Origin of the sequence: Streptomyces sp. NEAU-W12, from assembly GCF_026242095.1 — a bacterium.
Classification (GTDB): Bacteria; Actinomycetota; Actinomycetes; order Streptomycetales; family Streptomycetaceae; genus Streptomyces.
The window spans coordinates 109905-128491 of record NZ_JAPJDM010000005.1 but is presented as its reverse complement, the minus strand read 5'-3'; the positions used below and the strand labels follow the sequence as shown (position 1 = coordinate 128491).

Annotated in this window: 23 protein-coding genes; 21 read left to right on the top strand and 2 right to left on the bottom strand. The window is 69.9% G+C overall.

Annotated features, from left to right (window positions below; genetic code table 11):
• Positions 1 to 107: 107 nt before the first annotated feature.
• Positions 108 to 1229, bottom strand: a complete 1122-nt coding sequence (locus ORI94_RS08250) for a C40 family peptidase (protein ID WP_164379538.1) — start codon at positions 1227 to 1229, stop codon at positions 108 to 110.
• Positions 1230 to 1741: 512 nt separating this feature from the next.
• Between ORI94_RS08250 and ORI94_RS08245 the strand changes: the two genes are divergently transcribed.
• The 21 genes from ORI94_RS08245 to ORI94_RS08145 all read left to right on the top strand — a co-directional run bounded on the left by ORI94_RS08245 (position 1742) and on the right by ORI94_RS08145 (position 16968).
• Positions 1742 to 2497: a DNA-methyltransferase gene (locus tag ORI94_RS08245; protein ID WP_266073702.1), complete on the top strand. Its 756-nt coding sequence runs from the start codon at positions 1742 to 1744 to the stop codon at positions 2495 to 2497.
• A 251-nt stretch (positions 2498 to 2748) separates the two neighbouring features.
• The gene (locus ORI94_RS08240; RefSeq protein WP_266073857.1) at positions 2749 to 3300 is read left to right on the top strand and encodes a DUF4913 domain-containing protein; all 552 of its coding nucleotides are present in this window, start codon (positions 2749 to 2751) and stop codon (positions 3298 to 3300) included.
• On the top strand, positions 3297 to 3782 hold the full coding sequence (locus tag ORI94_RS08235) for a hypothetical protein (RefSeq protein WP_266073701.1): 486 nt from the start codon (positions 3297 to 3299) through the stop codon (positions 3780 to 3782). The genes ORI94_RS08240 and ORI94_RS08235 overlap by 4 nt, the downstream gene beginning before the upstream one ends.
• 18 nt (positions 3783 to 3800) lie before the next feature.
• A complete protein-coding gene (locus tag ORI94_RS08230; protein WP_054100376.1) occupies positions 3801 to 4499 on the top strand; it encodes a hypothetical protein in 699 nt (232 codons plus the stop codon).
• A gap of 25 nt (positions 4500 to 4524) precedes the next feature.
• Positions 4525 to 5268: a hypothetical protein gene (locus ORI94_RS08225; RefSeq protein WP_137209291.1), complete on the top strand. Its 744-nt coding sequence runs from the start codon at positions 4525 to 4527 to the stop codon at positions 5266 to 5268.
• A gap of 180 nt (positions 5269 to 5448) precedes the next feature.
• On the top strand, positions 5449 to 5769 hold the full coding sequence (locus ORI94_RS08220; RefSeq protein WP_179342577.1) for an SH3 domain-containing protein: 321 nt from the start codon (positions 5449 to 5451) through the stop codon (positions 5767 to 5769).
• Between the two features lie 100 nt (positions 5770 to 5869).
• Positions 5870 to 6352, top strand: a complete 483-nt coding sequence (locus ORI94_RS08215) for a hypothetical protein (protein WP_136236450.1) — start codon at positions 5870 to 5872, stop codon at positions 6350 to 6352.
• The gene (locus tag ORI94_RS08210) at positions 6349 to 6792 is read left to right on the top strand and encodes a hypothetical protein (protein ID WP_266073700.1); all 444 of its coding nucleotides are present in this window, start codon (positions 6349 to 6351) and stop codon (positions 6790 to 6792) included. The genes ORI94_RS08215 and ORI94_RS08210 overlap by 4 nt, the downstream gene beginning before the upstream one ends.
• 10 nt (positions 6793 to 6802) lie before the next feature.
• Positions 6803 to 7216, top strand: a complete 414-nt coding sequence (locus ORI94_RS08205; protein WP_266073699.1) for a hypothetical protein — start codon at positions 6803 to 6805, stop codon at positions 7214 to 7216.
• 47 nt (positions 7217 to 7263) lie between these two features.
• Positions 7264 to 8106, top strand: coding sequence for a winged helix-turn-helix transcriptional regulator (locus tag ORI94_RS08200; protein ID WP_266073698.1), 843 nt, complete (start codon positions 7264 to 7266; stop codon positions 8104 to 8106).
• Positions 8103 to 8618, top strand: coding sequence for a regulator (locus tag ORI94_RS08195; RefSeq protein WP_266073697.1), 516 nt, complete (start codon positions 8103 to 8105; stop codon positions 8616 to 8618). The genes ORI94_RS08200 and ORI94_RS08195 overlap by 4 nt, the downstream gene beginning before the upstream one ends.
• A gap of 44 nt (positions 8619 to 8662) precedes the next feature.
• Positions 8663 to 9850 (top strand): MFS transporter, encoded by a 1188-nt coding sequence (locus ORI94_RS08190; protein WP_416237792.1) that lies wholly within the window; start codon positions 8663 to 8665, stop codon positions 9848 to 9850.
• Between the two features lie 29 nt (positions 9851 to 9879).
• Positions 9880 to 10182, top strand: a complete 303-nt coding sequence (locus ORI94_RS08185; RefSeq protein WP_076683695.1) for a hypothetical protein — start codon at positions 9880 to 9882, stop codon at positions 10180 to 10182.
• 50 nt (positions 10183 to 10232) lie between these two features.
• On the top strand, positions 10233 to 11477 hold the full coding sequence (locus ORI94_RS08180; protein WP_266073695.1) for an ATP-grasp domain-containing protein: 1245 nt from the start codon (positions 10233 to 10235) through the stop codon (positions 11475 to 11477).
• Entirely contained in the window at positions 11474 to 12625 is a 1152-nt protein-coding gene (locus ORI94_RS08175; RefSeq protein WP_266073694.1) for an MFS transporter, read from the top strand. The genes ORI94_RS08180 and ORI94_RS08175 overlap by 4 nt, the downstream gene beginning before the upstream one ends.
• On the top strand, positions 12622 to 13251 hold the full coding sequence (locus ORI94_RS08170; protein WP_266073693.1) for an HAD family hydrolase: 630 nt from the start codon (positions 12622 to 12624) through the stop codon (positions 13249 to 13251). Before ORI94_RS08175 ends, ORI94_RS08170 begins: the two co-directional genes overlap by 4 nt.
• Positions 13252 to 13278: 27 nt before the next feature.
• The gene (locus tag ORI94_RS08165; protein ID WP_266073691.1) at positions 13279 to 14145 is read left to right on the top strand and encodes a DUF317 domain-containing protein; all 867 of its coding nucleotides are present in this window, start codon (positions 13279 to 13281) and stop codon (positions 14143 to 14145) included.
• Between the two features lie 28 nt (positions 14146 to 14173).
• On the top strand, positions 14174 to 14662 hold the full coding sequence (locus tag ORI94_RS08160) for a hypothetical protein (protein WP_266073690.1): 489 nt from the start codon (positions 14174 to 14176) through the stop codon (positions 14660 to 14662).
• 47 nt (positions 14663 to 14709) lie between these two features.
• Positions 14710 to 15510, top strand: a complete 801-nt coding sequence (locus ORI94_RS08155) for a DUF317 domain-containing protein (RefSeq protein ID WP_266073689.1) — start codon at positions 14710 to 14712, stop codon at positions 15508 to 15510.
• A 33-nt stretch (positions 15511 to 15543) separates the two neighbouring features.
• A complete protein-coding gene (locus ORI94_RS08150) occupies positions 15544 to 16566 on the top strand; it encodes an MSCRAMM family protein (protein WP_266073688.1) in 1023 nt (340 codons plus the stop codon).
• Positions 16567 to 16686: 120 nt separating this feature from the next.
• Positions 16687 to 16968, top strand: a complete 282-nt coding sequence (locus ORI94_RS08145; protein ID WP_266073687.1) for a hypothetical protein — start codon at positions 16687 to 16689, stop codon at positions 16966 to 16968.
• A 118-nt stretch (positions 16969 to 17086) separates the two neighbouring features.
• On the opposite strand, the gene ORI94_RS08140 is transcribed toward ORI94_RS08145, so the two are convergent.
• Positions 17087 to 18409, bottom strand: a complete 1323-nt coding sequence (locus tag ORI94_RS08140; RefSeq protein WP_266073686.1) for a restriction endonuclease, SacI family — start codon at positions 18407 to 18409, stop codon at positions 17087 to 17089.
• Between the last annotated feature and the right edge of the window lie 178 nt (positions 18410 to 18587).

Genomic DNA, 18587 nt, shown 5'->3' with positions numbered 1-18587 from the left:
CCGGCGAGGCCCAACGGGAAGGTGAAAGCGGAGGGAGAGGCGAGCGAAGGGCACGGAAGTGGCCGCGTCAGCCCGGCCCGCCCGGGCTGACACCGGGCGGGGCGGCGTCAGAGGACGCGGCGGACGGCGAGAATGTCCCAGTCCTTGATCGGGGTGATCCGCACCGGCTTGGTGGTGCGCGGCGCCTCGATCACGAGGCCCTCGCCCATGTACATGCCGACGTGCTCAGGCCGTGCGGCGGTACCGCGGCTGAAGATCAGGTCGCCGGGCTTGAGGTGAGCGGGCGAGACAGCCTTGCCTTCGTTGACCTGCGTGTACGTGGTGCGGGTGAGCGTGATGCCAGCATGGGCGTACGCCTGCTGCATCAGGCTGGAGCAGTCGCAGCGGCCCATGGGGTCGGGGCCGTGCGCGTTGGTGCAGGATCCGCCCCACTGGTAGAGCGTGCCGAGCTGGTGCATCGCCCACTCGATGGCCTTACGGGCCTTCGGGTCGGCGTCCTTGGGGATCGAGTAGCCCTTGGGGACGCTCCCTTCGGGGATGCGGCCGAAGCCGGAACCGTCCTGGCCCGGCGCGCAGCCGGTCGTACTGGTCGACGGCTTCTCGTCCTTGTCATCCGTGGCATCCCCGGCGCCGGGGAAGGTCTTGACGATGGCGGCCTGCAGCGCGGTGGCCAGGTTCTCCCACTGCGCGTACGCGTCCGGCAGGCCGGATTTCTGCACGGCTTGCGCGGCCTGGGTGACGGTCATCTGCTGCCAGCCGTCCACCTTGAGCAGGTGCTTGTAGAACTGCTCGCTCGCGTAGGTGGGGTCGCGGATCTGCTGGGCGCTGCCCCACCCCTGGGACGGACGCTGCTGGAAGAGACCGAGGGAGTCGCGGTCCCCGTAGCCCAGGTTGCGCAGCCGGCTCTCCTGCATCGCAGTGGCGAGCGCGATGATCTGTCCCTTCTTGGGAACGTCGAGCGATAGGCCGGCGGCCACGATCGTCGCCGCGTTGGGGACCTGCTCGGCGGGCAGGTCCAGGCCCTCAATGTCAACGTCCTTGCCGGACGCGCCGTCGAGGATCTTGATGACCTGCTCGGCGACCTTGTCGCTGTCGATGTCGGTCAGGCAGTTGCTGAAGGAGCTGCTGCTCTGTACGGCTTCGGCGGAGGAGGCGAGCATCATGCCGGTGCCGGCGAGCAGGATCGGGGAGAGGAAGACGACGCCGATGCCGGCGGCGAGTGCCTTCAACCCGAGCGGACCGCTCGCCGGTCAGCGGGTTCGGGCATGGATGGGTGGTCAGACGTCATGAACGAGTCCTTCGGGATGTGGTGTCCGGCGTGTCGCGTGCGCGAGGCGTGGTGGAAGGGCGCGGCAGCCGGGGTGGGCGATCGGAGGCGGGCCGGTGCGGGGGAGTTGCCGCTCGCTCCGCGCGGCCGTGCTGTGAGCTAGGTGTGCCGGGGCAGGGGTATCTCCGTGAGGTGTGGCGAGGATGTAGCCAGCGGCGGTGTGCGCCGGGCGGTTCAAAAACAGTAGGTGCAGATCGGCGGTTGACCAAAAAGCTCGGCGTGAGGTGCCGGAAACCGGTACATCGGTAAGGGTTTCTTGGTCGTCGGCGGATTCGCCTCTACAGTTTTCTGACTCCCCCTCGCCCTCCTCGGTCTGCGGCCACGGACTTCTGCATGCCTGCTTTCGGCCCGCGAGGACGCTTGTGCGAGGCGGTGTTTCCCTCCGCGATTCCGCACCCGAATAGGGGTTCCTCTTTGCCTTTTTCCCTGCACCAGGGCGACGCTCTGGCCGTTCTCTCCGGCCTACCGGACGGCTGCGTCGACTCCGTCATCACCGACCCGCCGTACAACAGCGGCGGCCGGACCGCGAAGGAGCGCACCACCCGCTCCGCGAAGCAGAAGTACACCTCCGCCGATGCCAAGAACGACCTTGCCGACTTCACCGGCGAGAACATGGACCAACGGTCCTACTCGTTCTGGCTGACGCAGATCATGACTGAGGCCCACCGGCTGACGAAGACCGGCGGGACCGCGCTGCTGTTCACCGACTGGCGCCAACTCCCCACGACGACAGACGCCATCCAGGCCGCCGGATGGCTGTGGCGCGGTGTGCTGGCCTGGCACAAGCCGCAGGCCAGGCCCCAGAAGGGCCGGTTCACCCAGAACTGCGAATTCATCGTCTGGGCGTCCAAGGGGCCGATCGACGGCTCCCGGAACCCGGTCTACCTGCCGGGTATGTACTCGGCTTCGCAGCCCTCCGGCGCGAAGCGCCAGCACATCACTCAGAAGCCCGTCGAGGTGATGCGCGAGCTGGTCAAGATCAGCCCCGAGGGCGGCACGGTCCTCGACTTCTGCGCCGGCTCCGGCTCCACGGGCGTCGCCGCCCTGCTCGAAGGCAGGGACTTCATCGGCGTAGAGAAGACCGAGCACTACGCGTCGATCGCGGCCGACCGGCTCACCGAGACGATCCGCGCAACCCTCACGCAGGACGACGTGGTTCTCGCCGTCTGATCCGGGTCCTCTCCTGCCGCCAACGCAACCGGCTCCCAGCTGAGCCGCTGGCGGAGCACCGCCGGAGCGGACGTGCGATTTCGCTGTCCGGTCCGTGCAAGGACGCTTTCGCCCTTCTCTTATCCCGTGTCTCGTAGGAGGCTGAACTTCCAATGTCCGAATCCGCAAGGCCGTCTGACGATGGGGAGCTGGAGCCGGTTCGTATTCCGGATCCGCAGTTGGAGGGAATCGAGGCGAGCGTGCGGCGGCTCATGGAGCAGTCGGCGCAACAGGCTCAGCAGCTCGACCACCTCGCATCCGCGCCGGCGCCGAGCGGGTCATCGTTCGCCGCGTTCGGTATGCCGGGACTCGGCGGGCCTCCGGCCGCCGTTCCGCCGGAGCCTCGCCCGATCCTGGAACTCGACGGGGAGGAACGGGAAGACGAACTCGACGCCCTCTCGGACTGGGTCGACGACTTCTTCCTCCCGGTCTACGGAGCGGAGGTCACCACCGCGGCACCTTGGTGCCTGCAGTGGCAGGAGCACGACGACGTCGTGGCCTGGCTACACGCCCTGTGGCTCGCCTACCAGCAGCACAAGGACCCCGAAGCCGGGCTCTCCGGCCTGTTCGTGTGGCACCGCGACTTCCTCACCCACGCCGTCGCCGCGATCCGCGCGCCGGGCGGACCGCTGTCGGCCTGCATGACCTCCCCCGACCGGCCCGCTCACCGTCTCCTGCCCGGCCCGCCGCCGTCCGTGCGCACCGAGACCGCGGCCACGGCGGATGGCGCCGGCACTGCCGAGCCGGGCGAGCCGACGCCATGACCGCGGGAGCGGGACAGCCCGTCTTCGGACTGAGCTTCGACCCTCGCGCGCTGACCGATCTCCTTCAGGCCCCCAGCGATATCCGCGACCTCACCCTCGCCTACCTGCAGGAAGTCGTGAACGCCCAGCGCTTCGGACAGCGCCTCGACGGCGACCTGGAGGGATTCCGGAAGCTGTTCGTGGACCGCCGCAAGGACTGGCGCGTCGTCTACGGCGTCCGCCCGGCGCCCGCGGAATCCGCCCACCCCAAGGAGATCCACGTCGTCGCGGTACGGCCGCGTGCGGGCAACGACGTCTACGACGAGGTCGGCCGCCGCCTGGGGATGACCCGCCGGCCGCTGAGCGCTCGGACGCACGCGGCCCGCTCGCGTTCCCCGCAGCTGACCACCCGTCCTCCCAAGCCCCGGCCCGGTCCGCCGCCTGCCGCACTGCCTGGCCTGCCCCGTCCCGCACCCAACCCCGCGCACCATCCCATCCGCTGAACGCACGGAGCGCCGCCCATGCCCCCTCAACCCGCGCCGACACCCACCCGGCGTGCGGTCACGCAGCTCGACCACCGCCTCGAAGCGGTCACCGGCCACGACATCGACACCCTGTGGACCTACCGCGACCGCGGCGCCCTCGACGAGCCACACACCCAGCTGGTCGACCGGCACCGCACCCTGGCCAACGCCCAGATCGGCGTCACCTTCTACCTCAAGCTGCTCAACCGTCTCACGAGCGGTGAGTTCCCCGTCGACGGTGCCCTCTTCGTACGCATCGACCGCACCGTGGACCAGCTGGAGGAAGCCGCCAACGCGCGCGACGCCGCCGCCCAAGAGGTGCTCGCCGCCCTGGAGCCCATCGAGGCCGCCGCCGCAGCGTCGACGCCCGACGAAGGACGACTCTCGACCGACGACCGGGCGGCACTGCTCGCCATCGCCGGCGGTGCCAAGCTCCACGAACACCTGCTGACAGGCCGACTGTCCGTGACCGCCTCCTCCGGCACCCGCATCCCCTATCCCCAGATGCAGCAGCTGGAACGCGCCGGCCTCACCGTCCGGGACACCAGCCACCCTGTGCACGCCGGCCAGCCCGTCTCCCTCACCGACGCCGGACGAGCCGCACTGCTGGACGCCCGCCGGACTCCTGCAACGCATGCGCCGACGAGCCCGGCTCGCCCCGGGGCCCCGCCGTCCACTCCAGCGAAGCGGCGCTGAACTGCACCGATCCACCGAAAGGCTCTTGTTGTCCCCCACCGAACCGGCGCCGGCCCGGAAGACCATCCCCCACGTCGACTTCGAGCTGGACGACCTCGACTCCGACGAGGAGAGGTACCTCGACTTCTACCGCAAGGTCGCTGTCCACGAGGACATGCTCGTCCCCCTCGCCGAACACCACGACGGCCCGAACAGCTACTACGTACTGTTCGACCGCACCGCCACCTGGGGACGCCCCGGCATGCCCCAGGTGCTCGCCGTGCATCTGCAACGGGACCACGAAAAAGGCATGTTCAGCTTCGAGCACGCTCAGCTGCCGCTGCCTGCGATGGCGCAGTCCTGGCTCATCCACCGCGGCTGCCCGCCCGACGCCATCGGCCTCCACCCCGAACTGGGCCCGCCACCGGCGGACGAGGCCACGCGAGCACTGGAGCGACGCCTCGTCGGCGACGGCGACCACTACGCCATGGGCTACTCCTACACCAGCGACGACCCGGACGACATGGTCATCGTCGTGGTACTGCGTGCACAGGACGAGCAAGTCCCCAGCCCGTTCCGCGTGGTGGTCGAGGAGGTCGATACCGAGACGTGGACGCACACCCTGCGGGAGGGCGGCTTCGACACGGCCGGTGAGGCCCTGCAGTGGTGCGACGACCGCCTCACCGGCAAGGCCGGGCCGCTCCCGCCGATCCGCCCGGCAGCCACCCCCAGCCGCCCGGCAGGTGTAGCGAAGGCCCCTGCCCCACACCCGCCCGGCCGCTCTCGCTGAGCGCAGTTCCAGTCGCGGGCGGCGCAACATAGCCGACGATCGCCGGTTAGCCAAACCGCCGATTCTCCGGACTCTTATACAGCCGCCGGGACAACTCCTGCGGCCACTTCCCCGCATTCCCTGTGCCTTCACGGAGGTTTCTTCCGCATGCGCTCCACCCGAATCGCCATATCCGCGGCGATGCTCGGCACGCTCGCGCTGCCGGCGCTGTCCGCCACGCCCGCCAGCGCCGCGACCGTACCCACCGCAGCAACCGCCACCCCTGCCGTGAGCTGCCACAACCTGCCGCCGCTCCCGTACGCGGTGCACACCAAGGCCGTGACCATCCGGTCCAAGGCCAGCTCGAAGTCCACCGCGCTCGGTGTGCTCTACAAGAGCCACAAGTTCAGCGTGTCCAAGAAGAGCGGCAACTGGCTCTACATCACGGACAAGACGACCGGCGTCAAGGGCTGGGTCTCCGGCACCTACGTCTACCGCGACGTCCGCATGTGTCTGGACTGACTGACCGGATCCAGCACGTCCCGCCCAGCGGCGGGGGCACCGAGTACAGCCACCCCTCACATTCCGCAGGCACCGGCCCATCCAGAACAGGAGATCCCTTTTGACCGACGGCATATCCGATGAGTCTGCGGATGTCGTGGGCGTACTCACCGAACGGATCGAGGCCCGCTTCGACATGGGCATGGACCAGTTGAAGGCCGCGGTCGCCGCCGCTCCGACCGCGAACCCCAACGCCACCGACGTCGTCAAGTGGCACGGCCTTCTCGTCGAGGCCCAGTCCGTGCTGGAGCGCGCAGAGGAAGACCTCCTCGCCGCCCTTGAGACCCAGCCCAGCGAGGTCGACGACCCGACGATGGGCCTCGCCCATCGGGTGAACGCCGCCGTCACCACCCGCGACGGCCGGGCCATGGTCGTGCGGTGGCTCCTCGACCCGGACGCCCCGGGAAAGAAGGACCTCGCCGCAGAGCGCCTGGCCCGCCTCCGGCCCCGAAGCGGCCCGGCGGTGCAGACCAGCGCCCCCAACCGGCCGGCAGGGACACTCGCACCGGCGTCGGCGTGGCGGCCGGCAAGGTCCGCCCGATGAGCCGGGACAAGGCCAGCACCATGGACACCGACCTGCAGAAGGTCTTCGGGAACCCGGTACCCGAGCTGCACGAGGCTGCTGCCGGCCACGATGCTTCACCCGAGCTAGCCCGCGCCCTGGAGCTGCGCTCGTTCCTGGCGCTCACCGAGGAGCAGGTCGCCCGCGTCCGCGACCGCGTCCACGCCGACATGGACCCCGAGCGGGACATGGGCGAACTGTCGGCGGACAAGCTCCGCTTCGACACGCAGTGGCTGGAAGCAGCACTGGAGGCCCGCGACGGCTACCGCGCAGCCCTCGGCGAGCTGCTGCGCACCATGCCCCCGCCTGCAAAGCAAACCCGGCCCGCTCGCACGGCACAGCTCAAGGCCACCGCCACCCTGCCCCCGTCTGCCGCCCCGGCACCCCAGCGTGCCGGGGCGGCCCGGGCCCGCCGACCGTGAAAGCCCCCGATTGCCCCACCTCACGTCCACCGACATAGCCGACCGGATCGAGGACCTGTACGGCGCACCGCTCACCGACCTCGAAGCCCATGCCCAGGAACAGCCACCCGGCATGCTTTCCGCCCTGCTCGGCATGCACGGCGCCCTCGCCCTGGCCGAGCGCAGCATCGACTTCCACCGCGACCAGCTGGCCCGGCTCGTCCACCCCGAGCGGCAGATCGGCCCGCACGAGGTGTCCCACCTCCTCGACGGCACCCGCCGGCTCGCCGAAGCCGTCGCCGTCCGCGAGGCCCAGGCCACATCGGTCGCCGCCGTCCTGCAGAGCCTGGCCCGCGTCCCGGCCCCGACGTCTGCCTCTCCGACTCCCTCGCCGCCTGCTCCGGCCGCGCCCCTTATGGCGCAGAGCGCGGCGCACAGCCGCTGACCCGACCCCCAGGCGATTCCCCCTTCTTTCACCCAGGAGTTCCTCCCTTGGCCATCACCGCTCTGCCCCCCGATGCCGACGCCGACATCGCTAGGGTCACCGAGGCCCTCGCCATGATCACCCCGCGCTGGAACGTGAGGATCCTGCTGGCCCTCTCCGGCCCGCCGCTGCGCTACAGCGAGCTGGCGACCAAGGTGTCCTGGCTGCAGAACGGACAGCTCCACCCCAAGCTCACGGCGCTGTGCGACGCCGGACTCGTCGAGCGCACCGAACACACCGCACGGCACGTCACCTACGGCCACACCGAGCGAGCCACTGCCCTGCTGCCGATCCTGCCGATGATCGTCACCTGGGCCGAAGAGCACCTGGAGAAGGCCGATCGCCCGCTGGCCGCGATCGAGCAGATCGAAGACAGCCTCACCCTGCTCACCCGGCGCCACGCCGCCGCCATCCTGTGGGTGCTCAAGTCGCGTAAGGAGGTCAGCGGCCGGGTTCTGGCCCGGATCGTGATGCCCAGCAGCGACTGGACCAACATCTATCCGCCGTTGCGCCAGCTCGTTGCCGACGGTCTGGCCGATACCGAGGGAAACGGCCGGCCCTACCGGCTGTCCGCCGCCGGCGACGCCCTGGGCCCCGTCCTCGGCACGCTGTCCGCCTGGTCCGCCGGGCAACCCCTCGACCAGGCAGCCAGCCACCCCGTCTGGGGGCAGCCGCAGGCCAAGAGCGCGCCGAGGCCGTGGGTCAGCAGCCCGTCATGGCCGGCGCCCGTGGCGCTTCCACCTGCTCGGGCGGTTGGGTCGTCCCCCGTGTGGCACCACCGCGACCTCTTCTCGCACGCTGCCACCGGCCGCCCGACGGCAGCCATCCCGGCGGGAGGCCCGCGCCGATGAGCACTTCCTTCACCCCTGCCGAAGCGCGCCAGGTCATCGACCTGCTGGCCTCACGCTCCTTGATCCGTCTGGTCACCGAGATCGACGACAACGGCGCCATACCGCCGCGACGGCTCGCCGGCACCCTGCCCGACCTTTCCGCGCACCAACTGCGCAGTACATCCGACACGGCCCGCGCCCACGGCCTCGTCCGGGTCGCGCCCGGCGCCGGTCTGGAACTCACGGACTCCGGGATGGAACTGGCCGACCTGTACGACGCGCTAGCCCGGTGGGCGCGCCGTCACTCGGCCCCCGCCGCCGTCTGCGAGTTCAGCAGCCGCATCCAGCACGTTCTCGGCCTGCTGGCACCCTCACTCACCCCCGGGAACGCCGACCGCCCCGCACCCCTGCCCGACGCGCACCCGATCAGCGCGGAGGCTGAGGCGGACCTAGCGCGCGTCCGCACGCACCTGATCCAGTGGCTGGCCGGCAACCCCCAGGTGACCCGGGCCGAGCCCGAGCGGGCCGCGTGAGCGCAGCGGTCACACCCCGGCACGCACGCCACACTGCCGGGCTGATGAGCAGCATTTACCTGCCGCGCACGGCGGACGCGTTGGCGTTCGCGATGTCCACCTACGGCATCCCGTTGCTCGTTCTGGCCACGACCGGATCCGCCGTACTGACAGGGGCCGCCTTCGCCCTGGAGTGGATCCCGCGCCTGGCAGCGTTCGGGTGGGCCGGATCGATCGTCGACCGACGCGGCGCCTCGGTGGTCTTCCACCTCGCCTCCCTAGGGCGGGCGCTGGCTCTCGCCACCGGCGCTGTCCTGCTGTACCTCTACCCGTCCGGTGCTGCGGCGAGCGTGACGGTGATGGTGCTGGCGGCGGCGACCGGTGTGCTCACTGAGTTCAGCTACATCGCCGTCGAGACTGCAGGTGCCGCCGCCGGCCGCCGAGCGGGACCTCGGGCTCACCGTGTCCAGGCTGCCCTGCTCGGCATCGACCAGACCGCGACCCTGGCCGGACCGGCGCTCGCCGGCGTGCTGCTGCTCGCCGGGCCACCGTCGATGCTCGCAGTGGTCACCGTGCTCTCGCTGTTCGCCGCGCTGCTAGCCCTGCGCACACCGCCCTCACCCGTGGCCCCGGCCCGCGCGCCGAAGGGGCGGCCCGGCGCCGGGCTCGTCACCGGGTGGCGCACCATCCGCGCGCTCCCCGCGCTCGGCTGGTTGGTGGCCGGGCTGACCCTGTCCAACCTGTCTATCGGCCTTCTCCAGGCAGCCGGTCCGGTGATCGTCGTCCAGCACTTCGGGCAGTCCACCACGGCTGTCGGCCTGGTGTGGTCCGCCGCAGCGGCGGCCACTTTGGTGGCCGTCACCGTCTGTCGGTTCGCGTTGGACCGCCTGGGCCTGTGGCCGGTGGGAGTCGCCTGCTCCGTCATCGCTTCGCTCGCCTGTCTCGCAGCCGCCCTGGCCCCCGACTACCTGTCCTACCTGGTCATGGTCGCGGTCCTGATGGCAGCCGATGGCGGCTTGGCGGTCGTCCTGCGCACCCTGCGCTCCCGCCTGATCCCCCCGGAGGCATTCGGCAGCACCCTGTCGGCCACCATCCTCATCCTCCTGCTGCCCTTCCCCCTCGCCGGCGTGCTCACCGCGCTCACCCCGCCCGACGCGCTGGGCCACGTCATCACCGCCTGTGCCGCCCTGCAAACCCTCGGCCTGTTCTGCGCCTTCGCCCGCCTGCGCACCGACCCTGCCCTGCGCGCCTGACCCGGCTGTCCCGCCCGTGGAGGACCCCTATGACCATCGCCGCCCTCGGGTCGCACCGAGCGACCGGCCGCACCATCAGCGAGCAGTTCCACGCCTTCGATGCCCGCAACCCGCACGTGTACCGATCCCTCGAACGCATGGCCGCACGCCGCCTGGCCGCCGGCGCCACCCGGATCAGCCTCAAGGATCTCTTCGAAGACCTTCGCCGCCAACTTCCGTACGGCGTCGCCGGACTGAACAACAACTTCACCGCTCTCTACGCCCGCCGTCTGATCGACGAACACCCCCACTGGGTCGATGCGTTCGAGCTGCGCCGTCGCCGCGCCGCCTGAGACACCTCCTTTTCCCTGCCCTGCCGTCCCTCGATACGGAGAATTCCCTCTTGCCCGCTCGCCCTGTTGTACTTGTCGTCGCTCCCGGAGATGAGAACTACCGCGGCTACTGCCTTGAGCAGGTCGCCGACGCCTACAGAGTCGTGCTGCTCACCGGCACCGAACCCTCGTGGGAGAAGCCGCACATCACCGATCACGCCGTCGTGGACCTCAGCGATCCTGCCGCGCTGCTGGCAGGGGGCCGGGCCCTGGCCGGACGCCACAACCTCGCCGGTGTCATGACCTGGGACGAGTGGAGCGTGGTCCCGACCGCCCGCCTCGCCCGCCAGCTCGGCTTGTCCACCACCGCACCCGAAGTGATGCAGGGGTGCCGCAACAAGGCCACCGCTCGGTCGCTGTTCGCCCGCCACGGCGTGCCCTCGGCCGCTTCGGTGAGCGTGCGTACCCGCAAGGAGGCCGAAGCCGCCGCCGACCGGATCGGCTATCCCGTGGTGCTGAAGCCTGCCTCACACGCGGGTGCCATCGGCGTGCTCCGCGTCGATGACCGCGACCAGCTCACGGCCGCCTACCGGGCAGCCGAACGGACGGCCGGTCAGGGCACCGAGAGCACGAACGTCCTCGTCGAGGAGTTCCTCGACGGGCCGGAGATCTCCGTGGAGTGTGTCACCTACCGCGGCGCCACCACGGTGGTGGCGGTCAACCGCAAGACCATCAGCCCTCCGCCGCACTTCGAGCAGCTGGCCCACAGTGTGGACGCCGACGACCCGCTCCGGGAGACCGTCGCGCCGGCCGCCCGGGCGGCGATCAACGCCCTCGGCATCACCGACGGCGTCAGCCACATAGAAATGCGCCTCGTCGACGGTAGGCCCCGCCTCATCGAGGTCAACGCTCGCCTGGCCGGAGACATGATCGGCCACCTCGTGCGTCTCGCCACCGGCATCGACCTGGTCCGTGCCGCCGCCGACATCGCCTGCGACCGTGCCCCCGACCTCACGCCCACCAGGTCCTCGGCCGCCGCCATCCGGCTCCTCTATCCGGACACCTCCGGCACCCTCACCCACCTCACCTACGACGGGCCCCGCCCGACGTGGCTGGACCGGCTGCACTACCAGTGCCGCCCCGGTGACCAGCTCCTCCTCCCCGCCGACGGAGGAGACCTGTACACCGGCCGGATCGGCTACCTCATCACCACCGCCACCACCGGCCAGCAGGCGCGTGCACGCGCCGACCAGGCTGCTCGTGCCGTCACCGCGGTCCTCGACTGGACCTCCGGCCCCCGTAGCGCTGCGGCGTGAGCGCGGTGTCTGCGGCCGACCGGCGCAGCCGGGCGTTGCTGACCGGCTATTTCCTCGGCCTGGGGGCCATCATGGCGGTGTGGGGCGCCCGGATGCCCGCCGTGCAGCAGGCTGCCCACCTCGGCACTGCAGGGCTGGCCCTGGTCCTGCTGGCCGCCGCCGTCGGCATGGTCGCTGGACTGCAGCTCGGAGGCCGCTACGCCCGCCCGGCGCGGCTACCAGCCCAGCTCACCAGTGGGTCCATCGCCCTGGCCGGGTGCCTCGTCCTGGTGGGGCAAGGCGAGAGCCTGTCCGCGTTGCTGGCGGCGGCTCTCGCGTTCGGTCTCGCGCACGGCGTCCTTGACGTAGCCGCCAACACTGCGGCCGTCCGCTGCCAGAACGCCTTCGGCCGGCCCATCATGTCTGGTCTTCACGCCGCATACTCCCTCGGCGCCCTCGCCGGCGCCGCCCTGGCCGCCCTCACCGCCCAGGCCCCGCACAGCACACTCTTCACCGCAACAGGCGCCCTCCTGGCCGGCGTCGCGGTCGCAGCGGTGCCGGTCACCCGAAGCCTGAGCGGCGCAGACCGCCCCGCAATGCGCGCTGGCGCCGGGAAGCTGCCCCTGCTTCCGTCGCCGGGGAAGCTCTGGCTTCTGGCCGCGCTGGCCGCTGCGAGCCTGCTGGGCGAGGGAGCCGCCGCTGACTGGGCCGCCGTGCACCTGCACACCCTGGGCGCCCCGACGGCCGCGAGCGCCACCGCGTTCGCGCTGTACAGCGCGGCCATGGCGGCCGGACGGCTGACCGGTGACCGGCTCACCGCTGCCTTCGGCGCCCCGACAGTCGTACGGGCCGGAGCCTTTCTCGCCACGGCCGGACTCACCCTCGGCGTCATCGGGAACAGCACCCCACTGGCGCTGACGGGCTGGGCGGTCTTCGGACTCGGCCTGTCCACCACCGTCCCCTCGCTCATCACCGCGGCCGGCGCGGGAGGCGCCAAGGCCGTGGCCACGGTCACCGCCACCGGCTACCTCGGCCTCCTCGCCGGCCCGGCCCTCATCGGAGCCCTGGCCAGCGCCACCACCCTGCCCACGGCCCTGCTGCTGCCCGCCCTCCTCGCAGCCGCCGTCGCCGCCCTCGCCCACCGCGCCCTGGAGAACACCACCCCTTGACACCCACCACTGCCCACGCGGGCCTGGACGCCGTCATCCTCGACTACAACGGCGTCATCGGCCTGCAACCCACCACCGACCAGTGGCTCCGCCTGGCCCGCACCGCCCTGTGGCCCGAGGACGACCTCCCCGCCTTCCAGCACGCCTTCTGGACCGCCCGCACCGCCTACGACGCCGGCCAGCTCAGCGATCTCGCGTACTGGGCCACGGTCCTCGGCCACCACCCCGGCGCCCGCAGACTGCGTGAACTCCGCGACGCCGATACCGACATGTGGACGTCCATCGACGATCACGTCATCGATGTTCTCCACCAGGCCCACGAGTCCGGGCTGCCGCTGGTCTTGCTGTCGAACGCACCCCGCCACCTCAGCGATGTCCTCGACCGCCGCCCGTGGCGCCGCCTGATGGCCCACGCCTTCTACTCGGCCCGGCTCCAGGTCTGCAAACCCGACCCGGCCGCCTACCAGCACGCGATGAACGCCACCGGCGCCGCAGACCCCGACCGCGTCCTGTTCGTGGACGACCGAGACGACAACTGCTATGCAGCCCGCCACCTGGGCCTGCGCACCCTGCACTACACCGGCCACCCCACCGACCTCGCAGCCGCCCTGCAGCCCCCGAACTGACCCGCTTCCTCTTCCCCCCAGGATTCAGTGCCCCACGACGACCACGACACCATCGACGGCGACGTCTACGTCTCCCCACGCCACCTGGCCCGCTCCACCGCGGTCAGCGACACCGGCCTCGACCCGCTGCGCGACCTCGGCTGGGATCTGTACCACGACCACCTCGGCAACGCCTACCTCACGGCCCCCGACGGCAAGGTCCGCCTCGGATACCTCCCCGAAGGCGACGACGACGGACTGTGGCGCATCAACGCCTACAAGGACGCCTTCGGCCCACCGGCCTGGGGCGTCTGCTTCAACGACAGCGCGCCCACGGAGTTCGTCACTGCCTTCACCACCGCCCTCGCCGAGGCGTACCGGCAGGGCCCAGACCGCTACCTTGCCCGCCCGCTTGCCGGAAGCACCGACCGTGACCCGTTCCAGGCCGTTGACCCGCTCATCAACCGAGGCTGGTGCTTCGACCGCCCGGATCTGAGGACCTTCGCCATCACCTCACCCGACGGGCTCGCCACGCTGGAATACACCACCGGCGACCTCGACCCGGCGATCGAGCTGGAAACCCGCGACGCGCGCTGGCACCTGTGGGCCGGCACCTCCTCAGCTCGGCCCTACTGGTACGCCACGGCCAGCACCGACACCCCCGCAGCCCTTCTGCGAGCTGTGACCGAGGCCGTGGCCGACCCCGCACCCCTTCCTCGATGGCGGGACGACACTTCCAGCTACGTCAAGGACCACGCCCAGACTTCCCCGATCCACCCGCCCTCTCCGCCGACGCCCACCCCGCTCGACGTCCGGCGGGCCGCAGCGTCCCGCCGCCCGGCCGCGCTTCCCGCGGCCAGCGTTCCGCGCTGGAGCACCACCAGCCGACATGCCCTGCCCGGCCAACGCCGCTGACTCCACTCAACTCCGACCGGAGACCCTCGTGTCCCTGCAGGCTCCCGAGTTCTTCACCGAGCTGTGCCTTCCTTTCCACGAGCACGCCGTCGTGGGCAACACCTACTACGCCGCCCCCGTGCCGGGCACGCCGCTGCGTTTGCGGATTGACTTCACCCGCACCATCCACGCGGACACCTACGGCGGGCTGCGTGTCGCAGTCGTCCACCCGGAACGCGGGGAGATCGACGCGGTGGCACTCAGCTTCGTGGACCACGGAACCTTTCACCGCCGCGACGAAGCCACCAACACCCCTCCGAACACCAAGCAGTACGGCACCTTCGGCACCTACCACCGCCCCGGCCGCCCCCCGTGGGACGGAGCCGTCACCACCGGGCTGCGCGACGCCATCGAGCAGTACACGGCCGTCTGGTTCCCCGGCGCCTGGGCTGCCTCCGCGCCCAAGCGTGCGGCCGGCCCCACGCCGCGCAGCACTCCAGCTCCGCCGACCGTCCCCGCCGGGGCCCGCACCCGCTGAGCCTCGTCCCGATCCCCGCGCCACCTACTCAGCAGGAGCATCTCCTCGTGTTGCCCGACCCACCACGCGACCCCTTCAACAATCTCGACCCTGCCCAGACCGTGAGAGTTCTCCCGCGTCACCTCGCCGGTCCCGGCCAGGCAGACCTGGAGACGATCTGGGCCTTCCCCTTCGACGACGGATGGCACCTTCACCAGGGACTCGAAGGGATGGTGTTCGCCATCAGCCCCTGCGCCCGGCTGTGGACCCGCTTCGCTCCCAAGCCCGAGGAGCGAGGCCCAGACACGTGGACCATCGGCATGGACCGTGCCCCCTTCGGCCCGCGGGCCTGGGAGATCACCTTCGACGCCACCACCCCCGCCGAACTCCTGCGCGACGTCCACACCGAACTGCTCGACCTGTACCTCGAAGACCGCCACAGCGACAAGAACCACCTGGTCGAGGATCCGACGGCCCCGCACGAGGTGTACACGCCGCTCCTCACCCACGGCTGGAGCCACAGCGTCAAAACGGACGGTACGCAGACCTTTCTGCCACCAGAGGGCCTTGGCGGTGTGCGTCACCGGTACGCCACCACTGGGGCCGACGGTCCCGTCTGGCGGGCCTGGGGCGGCTACCCGAGCGCACCGCACTGGCAGGCCCAGTTCTCTGCCGGCGCGCCCACCACCCTCGCCGCGGCTTTCACCGCCTCGCTGATCTCCACCGAACCGCTGCACCGGGCAGTGAAGCAGATCCCCTTCCACACTCGTCGTCACCTCTACGTCGCACCGGCTGCAGCCCCGCAGCTGCCCAGCCATCTGCCGCCCGCTCTGTCGTCCGCACCCCACCCCGTCGACCGCGCCCGCTGACCTCCCCCGACCGATCAAGGAGTCCTCTTCCTCGTGCACGCACATCTCGTCCGATCCGCCGCCGCCATCGCCGTCGCCGCGGCCGGCACCCTCACCTGGGCACCGGCCGCGAGTGCCGAGCCCACCGAACCGACCTCCTCAGCCTCCGCCGCCGCCGAGACTCCGGCCGCGGACGCGGGCAGCGTCGAAATCACCACCAGGGACACGGCCGGAGACGCCCTGCCCGGCGCCGTGTTCCTGCTGCTTGACTCCGTCGGACAGGAAGCCGGAAACGGGAAGACCGACGCACAGGGAAAGCTGACCTTCTCCGACCTCGCGCCCGGCGTCTACCGGCTCAAGGAGACGGCCTCCGGCAGCCCGCTGCACGAGGTCGTCGCCGACCAGGACGTCATCGTCACCCCGGGTGCGACCACCCGGCTGACGATCACCGATCCGTTCAAGGCCGCCAAGGTCCTCCTGCAGGCCAAGGACGACAAGACCGGCAAGCTCCTGCCCGGCGCGACCGTGAACATCGGCACCGGCAGCTCGACGCTGCTCACTCTGACCACGGGAGCTAAGGGCACGGCCTCCGGAGAGCTGCCCATGTCGAGCCGGAAGGCCCAGTTCTGGGTCAAGGAGATCAAAGCCCCTGCCGGCTACGACCTGTACAAGCCCACCAAGACGTTCACCGCTGGTCCCGGCGACCCGGTGACCGTGACCGTCACCAACGCCAAGACCACCACGACCCCGAAGCCCGAACCCTCGGGTAAGCCCACGCACACGCCCACCGACACCCCCTCCTCCAGCCCAGGCAAGCCGAACAGCGGTACGGACAGGGCCACGCCGTCCGCGTCGGATAGCGACACACCGGAAACCGACTCCTCCGCCATCGCCGCCACCCCGGTCGGCGACTCCACACCGAAGACGCCGACGGGCTCTCTCGCTCACACCGGTGCTGACGCCACGCTATGGCTGATCGGCGGCGCGGCCGTTCTGATCGCGGCCGGTGGAGGCGCCCTCGCCGTGGCACGCCGCAGTCGCACCGACAGCCACACAGAAGACAACACCGGGAGCTGACCGCACCCACCCTTCTTCACTACACGGAGCCCCCGCAGCCCCAGCTGGACACGCGGGAATACGTCGGCTCAGCGCTGCTCGTCATGAGATCCGCCATGGCGCGGGCACGGCCTGGCGGCCGTGCTTGCCTGCGAGGTGATCACCCGGCTCATGGCCGGCTGCCGGGCCGTAGCCTGTTCGCCCGGCATCACCGATCTCAGCAGCCATCGGCTGACGGCCAGAGCCGAGTGGGACCGCGTGAACGCCAAAATCGCCCAGGGGTGGGAGAGCCTGGGTTTCCGTCCCTACCGGGACAATGTCTATCTTCTGTCTCCCGCCTCGCAGGATCTTGAGGAGCAGCGCGGCGCATTGCGCAGGCATCTTGCCGAACTCGGTGGTTCCTGGCGGGCGGGCGCTTCCTGACCAGCCCGCCAGTGCGTGAGGCGAGCTGCCTGCTAACCCAGCGCCCCTCTCGATCCGCGGGCAGCCGCGACGGCTGGCATCCGCTCAGTGGGTAAACGCGTGGTCGCAGCCCGCAGGATTACTCGGCTGCTGGAACATGAGAACCAGTAGTCGACCTCATGGGAACTTGTGTTTCGCGGGCAACGATTTCGAGGAACTCGGTGACGGACTCGGGTCGCATGGCGGGGTCGTCTCTCGTGGCGGCTTCTACGACCGCACGCCATGCGCCGCTCTCCGGTAGGAGGGGAATATTCGCGCGGGGGCGCTTTCCTGTGATTGCCCACCCGACGAATTGGCCCAGGCTGTATATGTCGGCCTGCGGCCCTGCGCTGTGAGCGTCGTCTTCCAGTTCGGGGGCGGCAAACCCAGCCGATCCCAAAGCTACGCCCATCCTCGTCCTCTGAGGGTCGGTCGTCATCCCTCGGGGACGCCTAACGATGCCCCAGTCAGCAACCACCCACCGGCCGTCCAGCAGAAGAACGTTGGCCGGTTTGATGTCACGGTGCACATAGCCTTTTTCGTGTGCTACCTCAAGGGCCGAACATACAGATTGCAGGAGAAGGGCCAGCGCGTCGTCGTTCCGTAGGTCATCACGGTAGTCCAGGGCCGTTCCCTGCGCGTACGGCATGACGAACCAGCTATGATCTGGCGCGTGGTCCAGGATGGGCATGGCATGAGGATGACCGCTCAGGAACAGTCCGACTTCAATCTCCCGCCTCATTCTGGCGACGCGGCGCTCTAGCCGTGTGCGGAGCTTCTTCAGGGCTACCACGGATCCCGTGGACTTGTCTCTCGCCCTGAAAACCTGAGCTTGGCCGCCATCTATAGGGATGGGATCGCATGCGTAATTTTTGCGCACGCCAGCCATATGGCGGGCAGTGAATTTCGGCTTCTTGTCGTACTCTGAATGCTCGGAGCAGACTTTCAGGAAGGCCATAAGTGCCAACTTGCATTCCTGCGGGTCTTGCCGATCGAGAAATCTCAGCGCCTTATCGACCCTGTCGAAATGCGTTCCCTTTTCCGCTTCAGGTCGCGGTATCTCGTCCCAATGGTCGTAACGGAAAAAGGGCTGGTTGTTTAAAGGTTCCCTTCCTGCGGTGTTCAGGTTGAACCCGAGTTCCACGGAAGCGGGTACAAGTACGCGGTGGCATAGGGTTCGAGCCGAATAGGATCGAGCATTGTGTGTCTGCTGCTTGATGGAGCGAGGGTCAACGGTCTCGTCGAGTGTTCGGGCGAGGAGTGCGGTACCCAGCGCGGGGGTGTAAGTGCGTGGCGCTTCTTCCTGGCGCAGTGAGCGCGAAAGGTGCACCCACGCCTCTGGTAGCGAAGTTGCTTCCATCGCTTGCCTAAACGCCTCATCCAATGTCTGGCGGGCGATATGCGGGTCGAACCTGACTGCCATCTTTTCCCCCGGGTCGATCAGTCCTAATCCTTCAAGCGTTGGGTTCGCCGCTACCGAATCCCGCGGGCCATGTTATCCATCTGCCAGCATCGGGCCGCATCGCGCTGGTGGTGCCGAAGACCGTCGCCGCCCGGTGGCTTTGCTATCGATGGACGGCAGTTCGCCGGGGGCAGACAGG

Bases quoted from the DNA above. Each gene is read 5' to 3' on its own strand.
- ORI94_RS08240 (WP_266073857.1), top strand. From the start codon at position 2,749: ATGGAGCAGTCGGCGCAACAGGCTCAGCAGCTCGACCACCTCGCATCC.
- ORI94_RS08235 (WP_266073701.1), top strand. From the start codon at position 3,297: ATGACCGCGGGAGCGGGACAGCCCGTCTTCGGACTGAGCTTCGACCCT.
- ORI94_RS08230 (WP_054100376.1), top strand. From the start codon at position 3,801: ATGCCCCCTCAACCCGCGCCGACACCCACCCGGCGTGCGGTCACGCAG.
- ORI94_RS08220 (WP_179342577.1), top strand. From the start codon at position 5,449: ATGCTCGGCACGCTCGCGCTGCCGGCGCTGTCCGCCACGCCCGCCAGC.
- ORI94_RS08210 (WP_266073700.1), top strand. From the start codon at position 6,349: ATGAGCCGGGACAAGGCCAGCACCATGGACACCGACCTGCAGAAGGTC.
- ORI94_RS08195 (WP_266073697.1), top strand. From the start codon at position 8,103: ATGAGCACTTCCTTCACCCCTGCCGAAGCGCGCCAGGTCATCGACCTG.
- ORI94_RS08190 (WP_416237792.1), top strand. From the start codon at position 8,663: ATGAGCAGCATTTACCTGCCGCGCACGGCGGACGCGTTGGCGTTCGCG.
- ORI94_RS08185 (WP_076683695.1), top strand. From the start codon at position 9,880: ATGACCATCGCCGCCCTCGGGTCGCACCGAGCGACCGGCCGCACCATC.
- ORI94_RS08140 (WP_266073686.1), bottom strand. From the start codon at position 18,409: ATGGCAGTCAGGTTCGACCCGCATATCGCCCGCCAGACATTGGATGAG.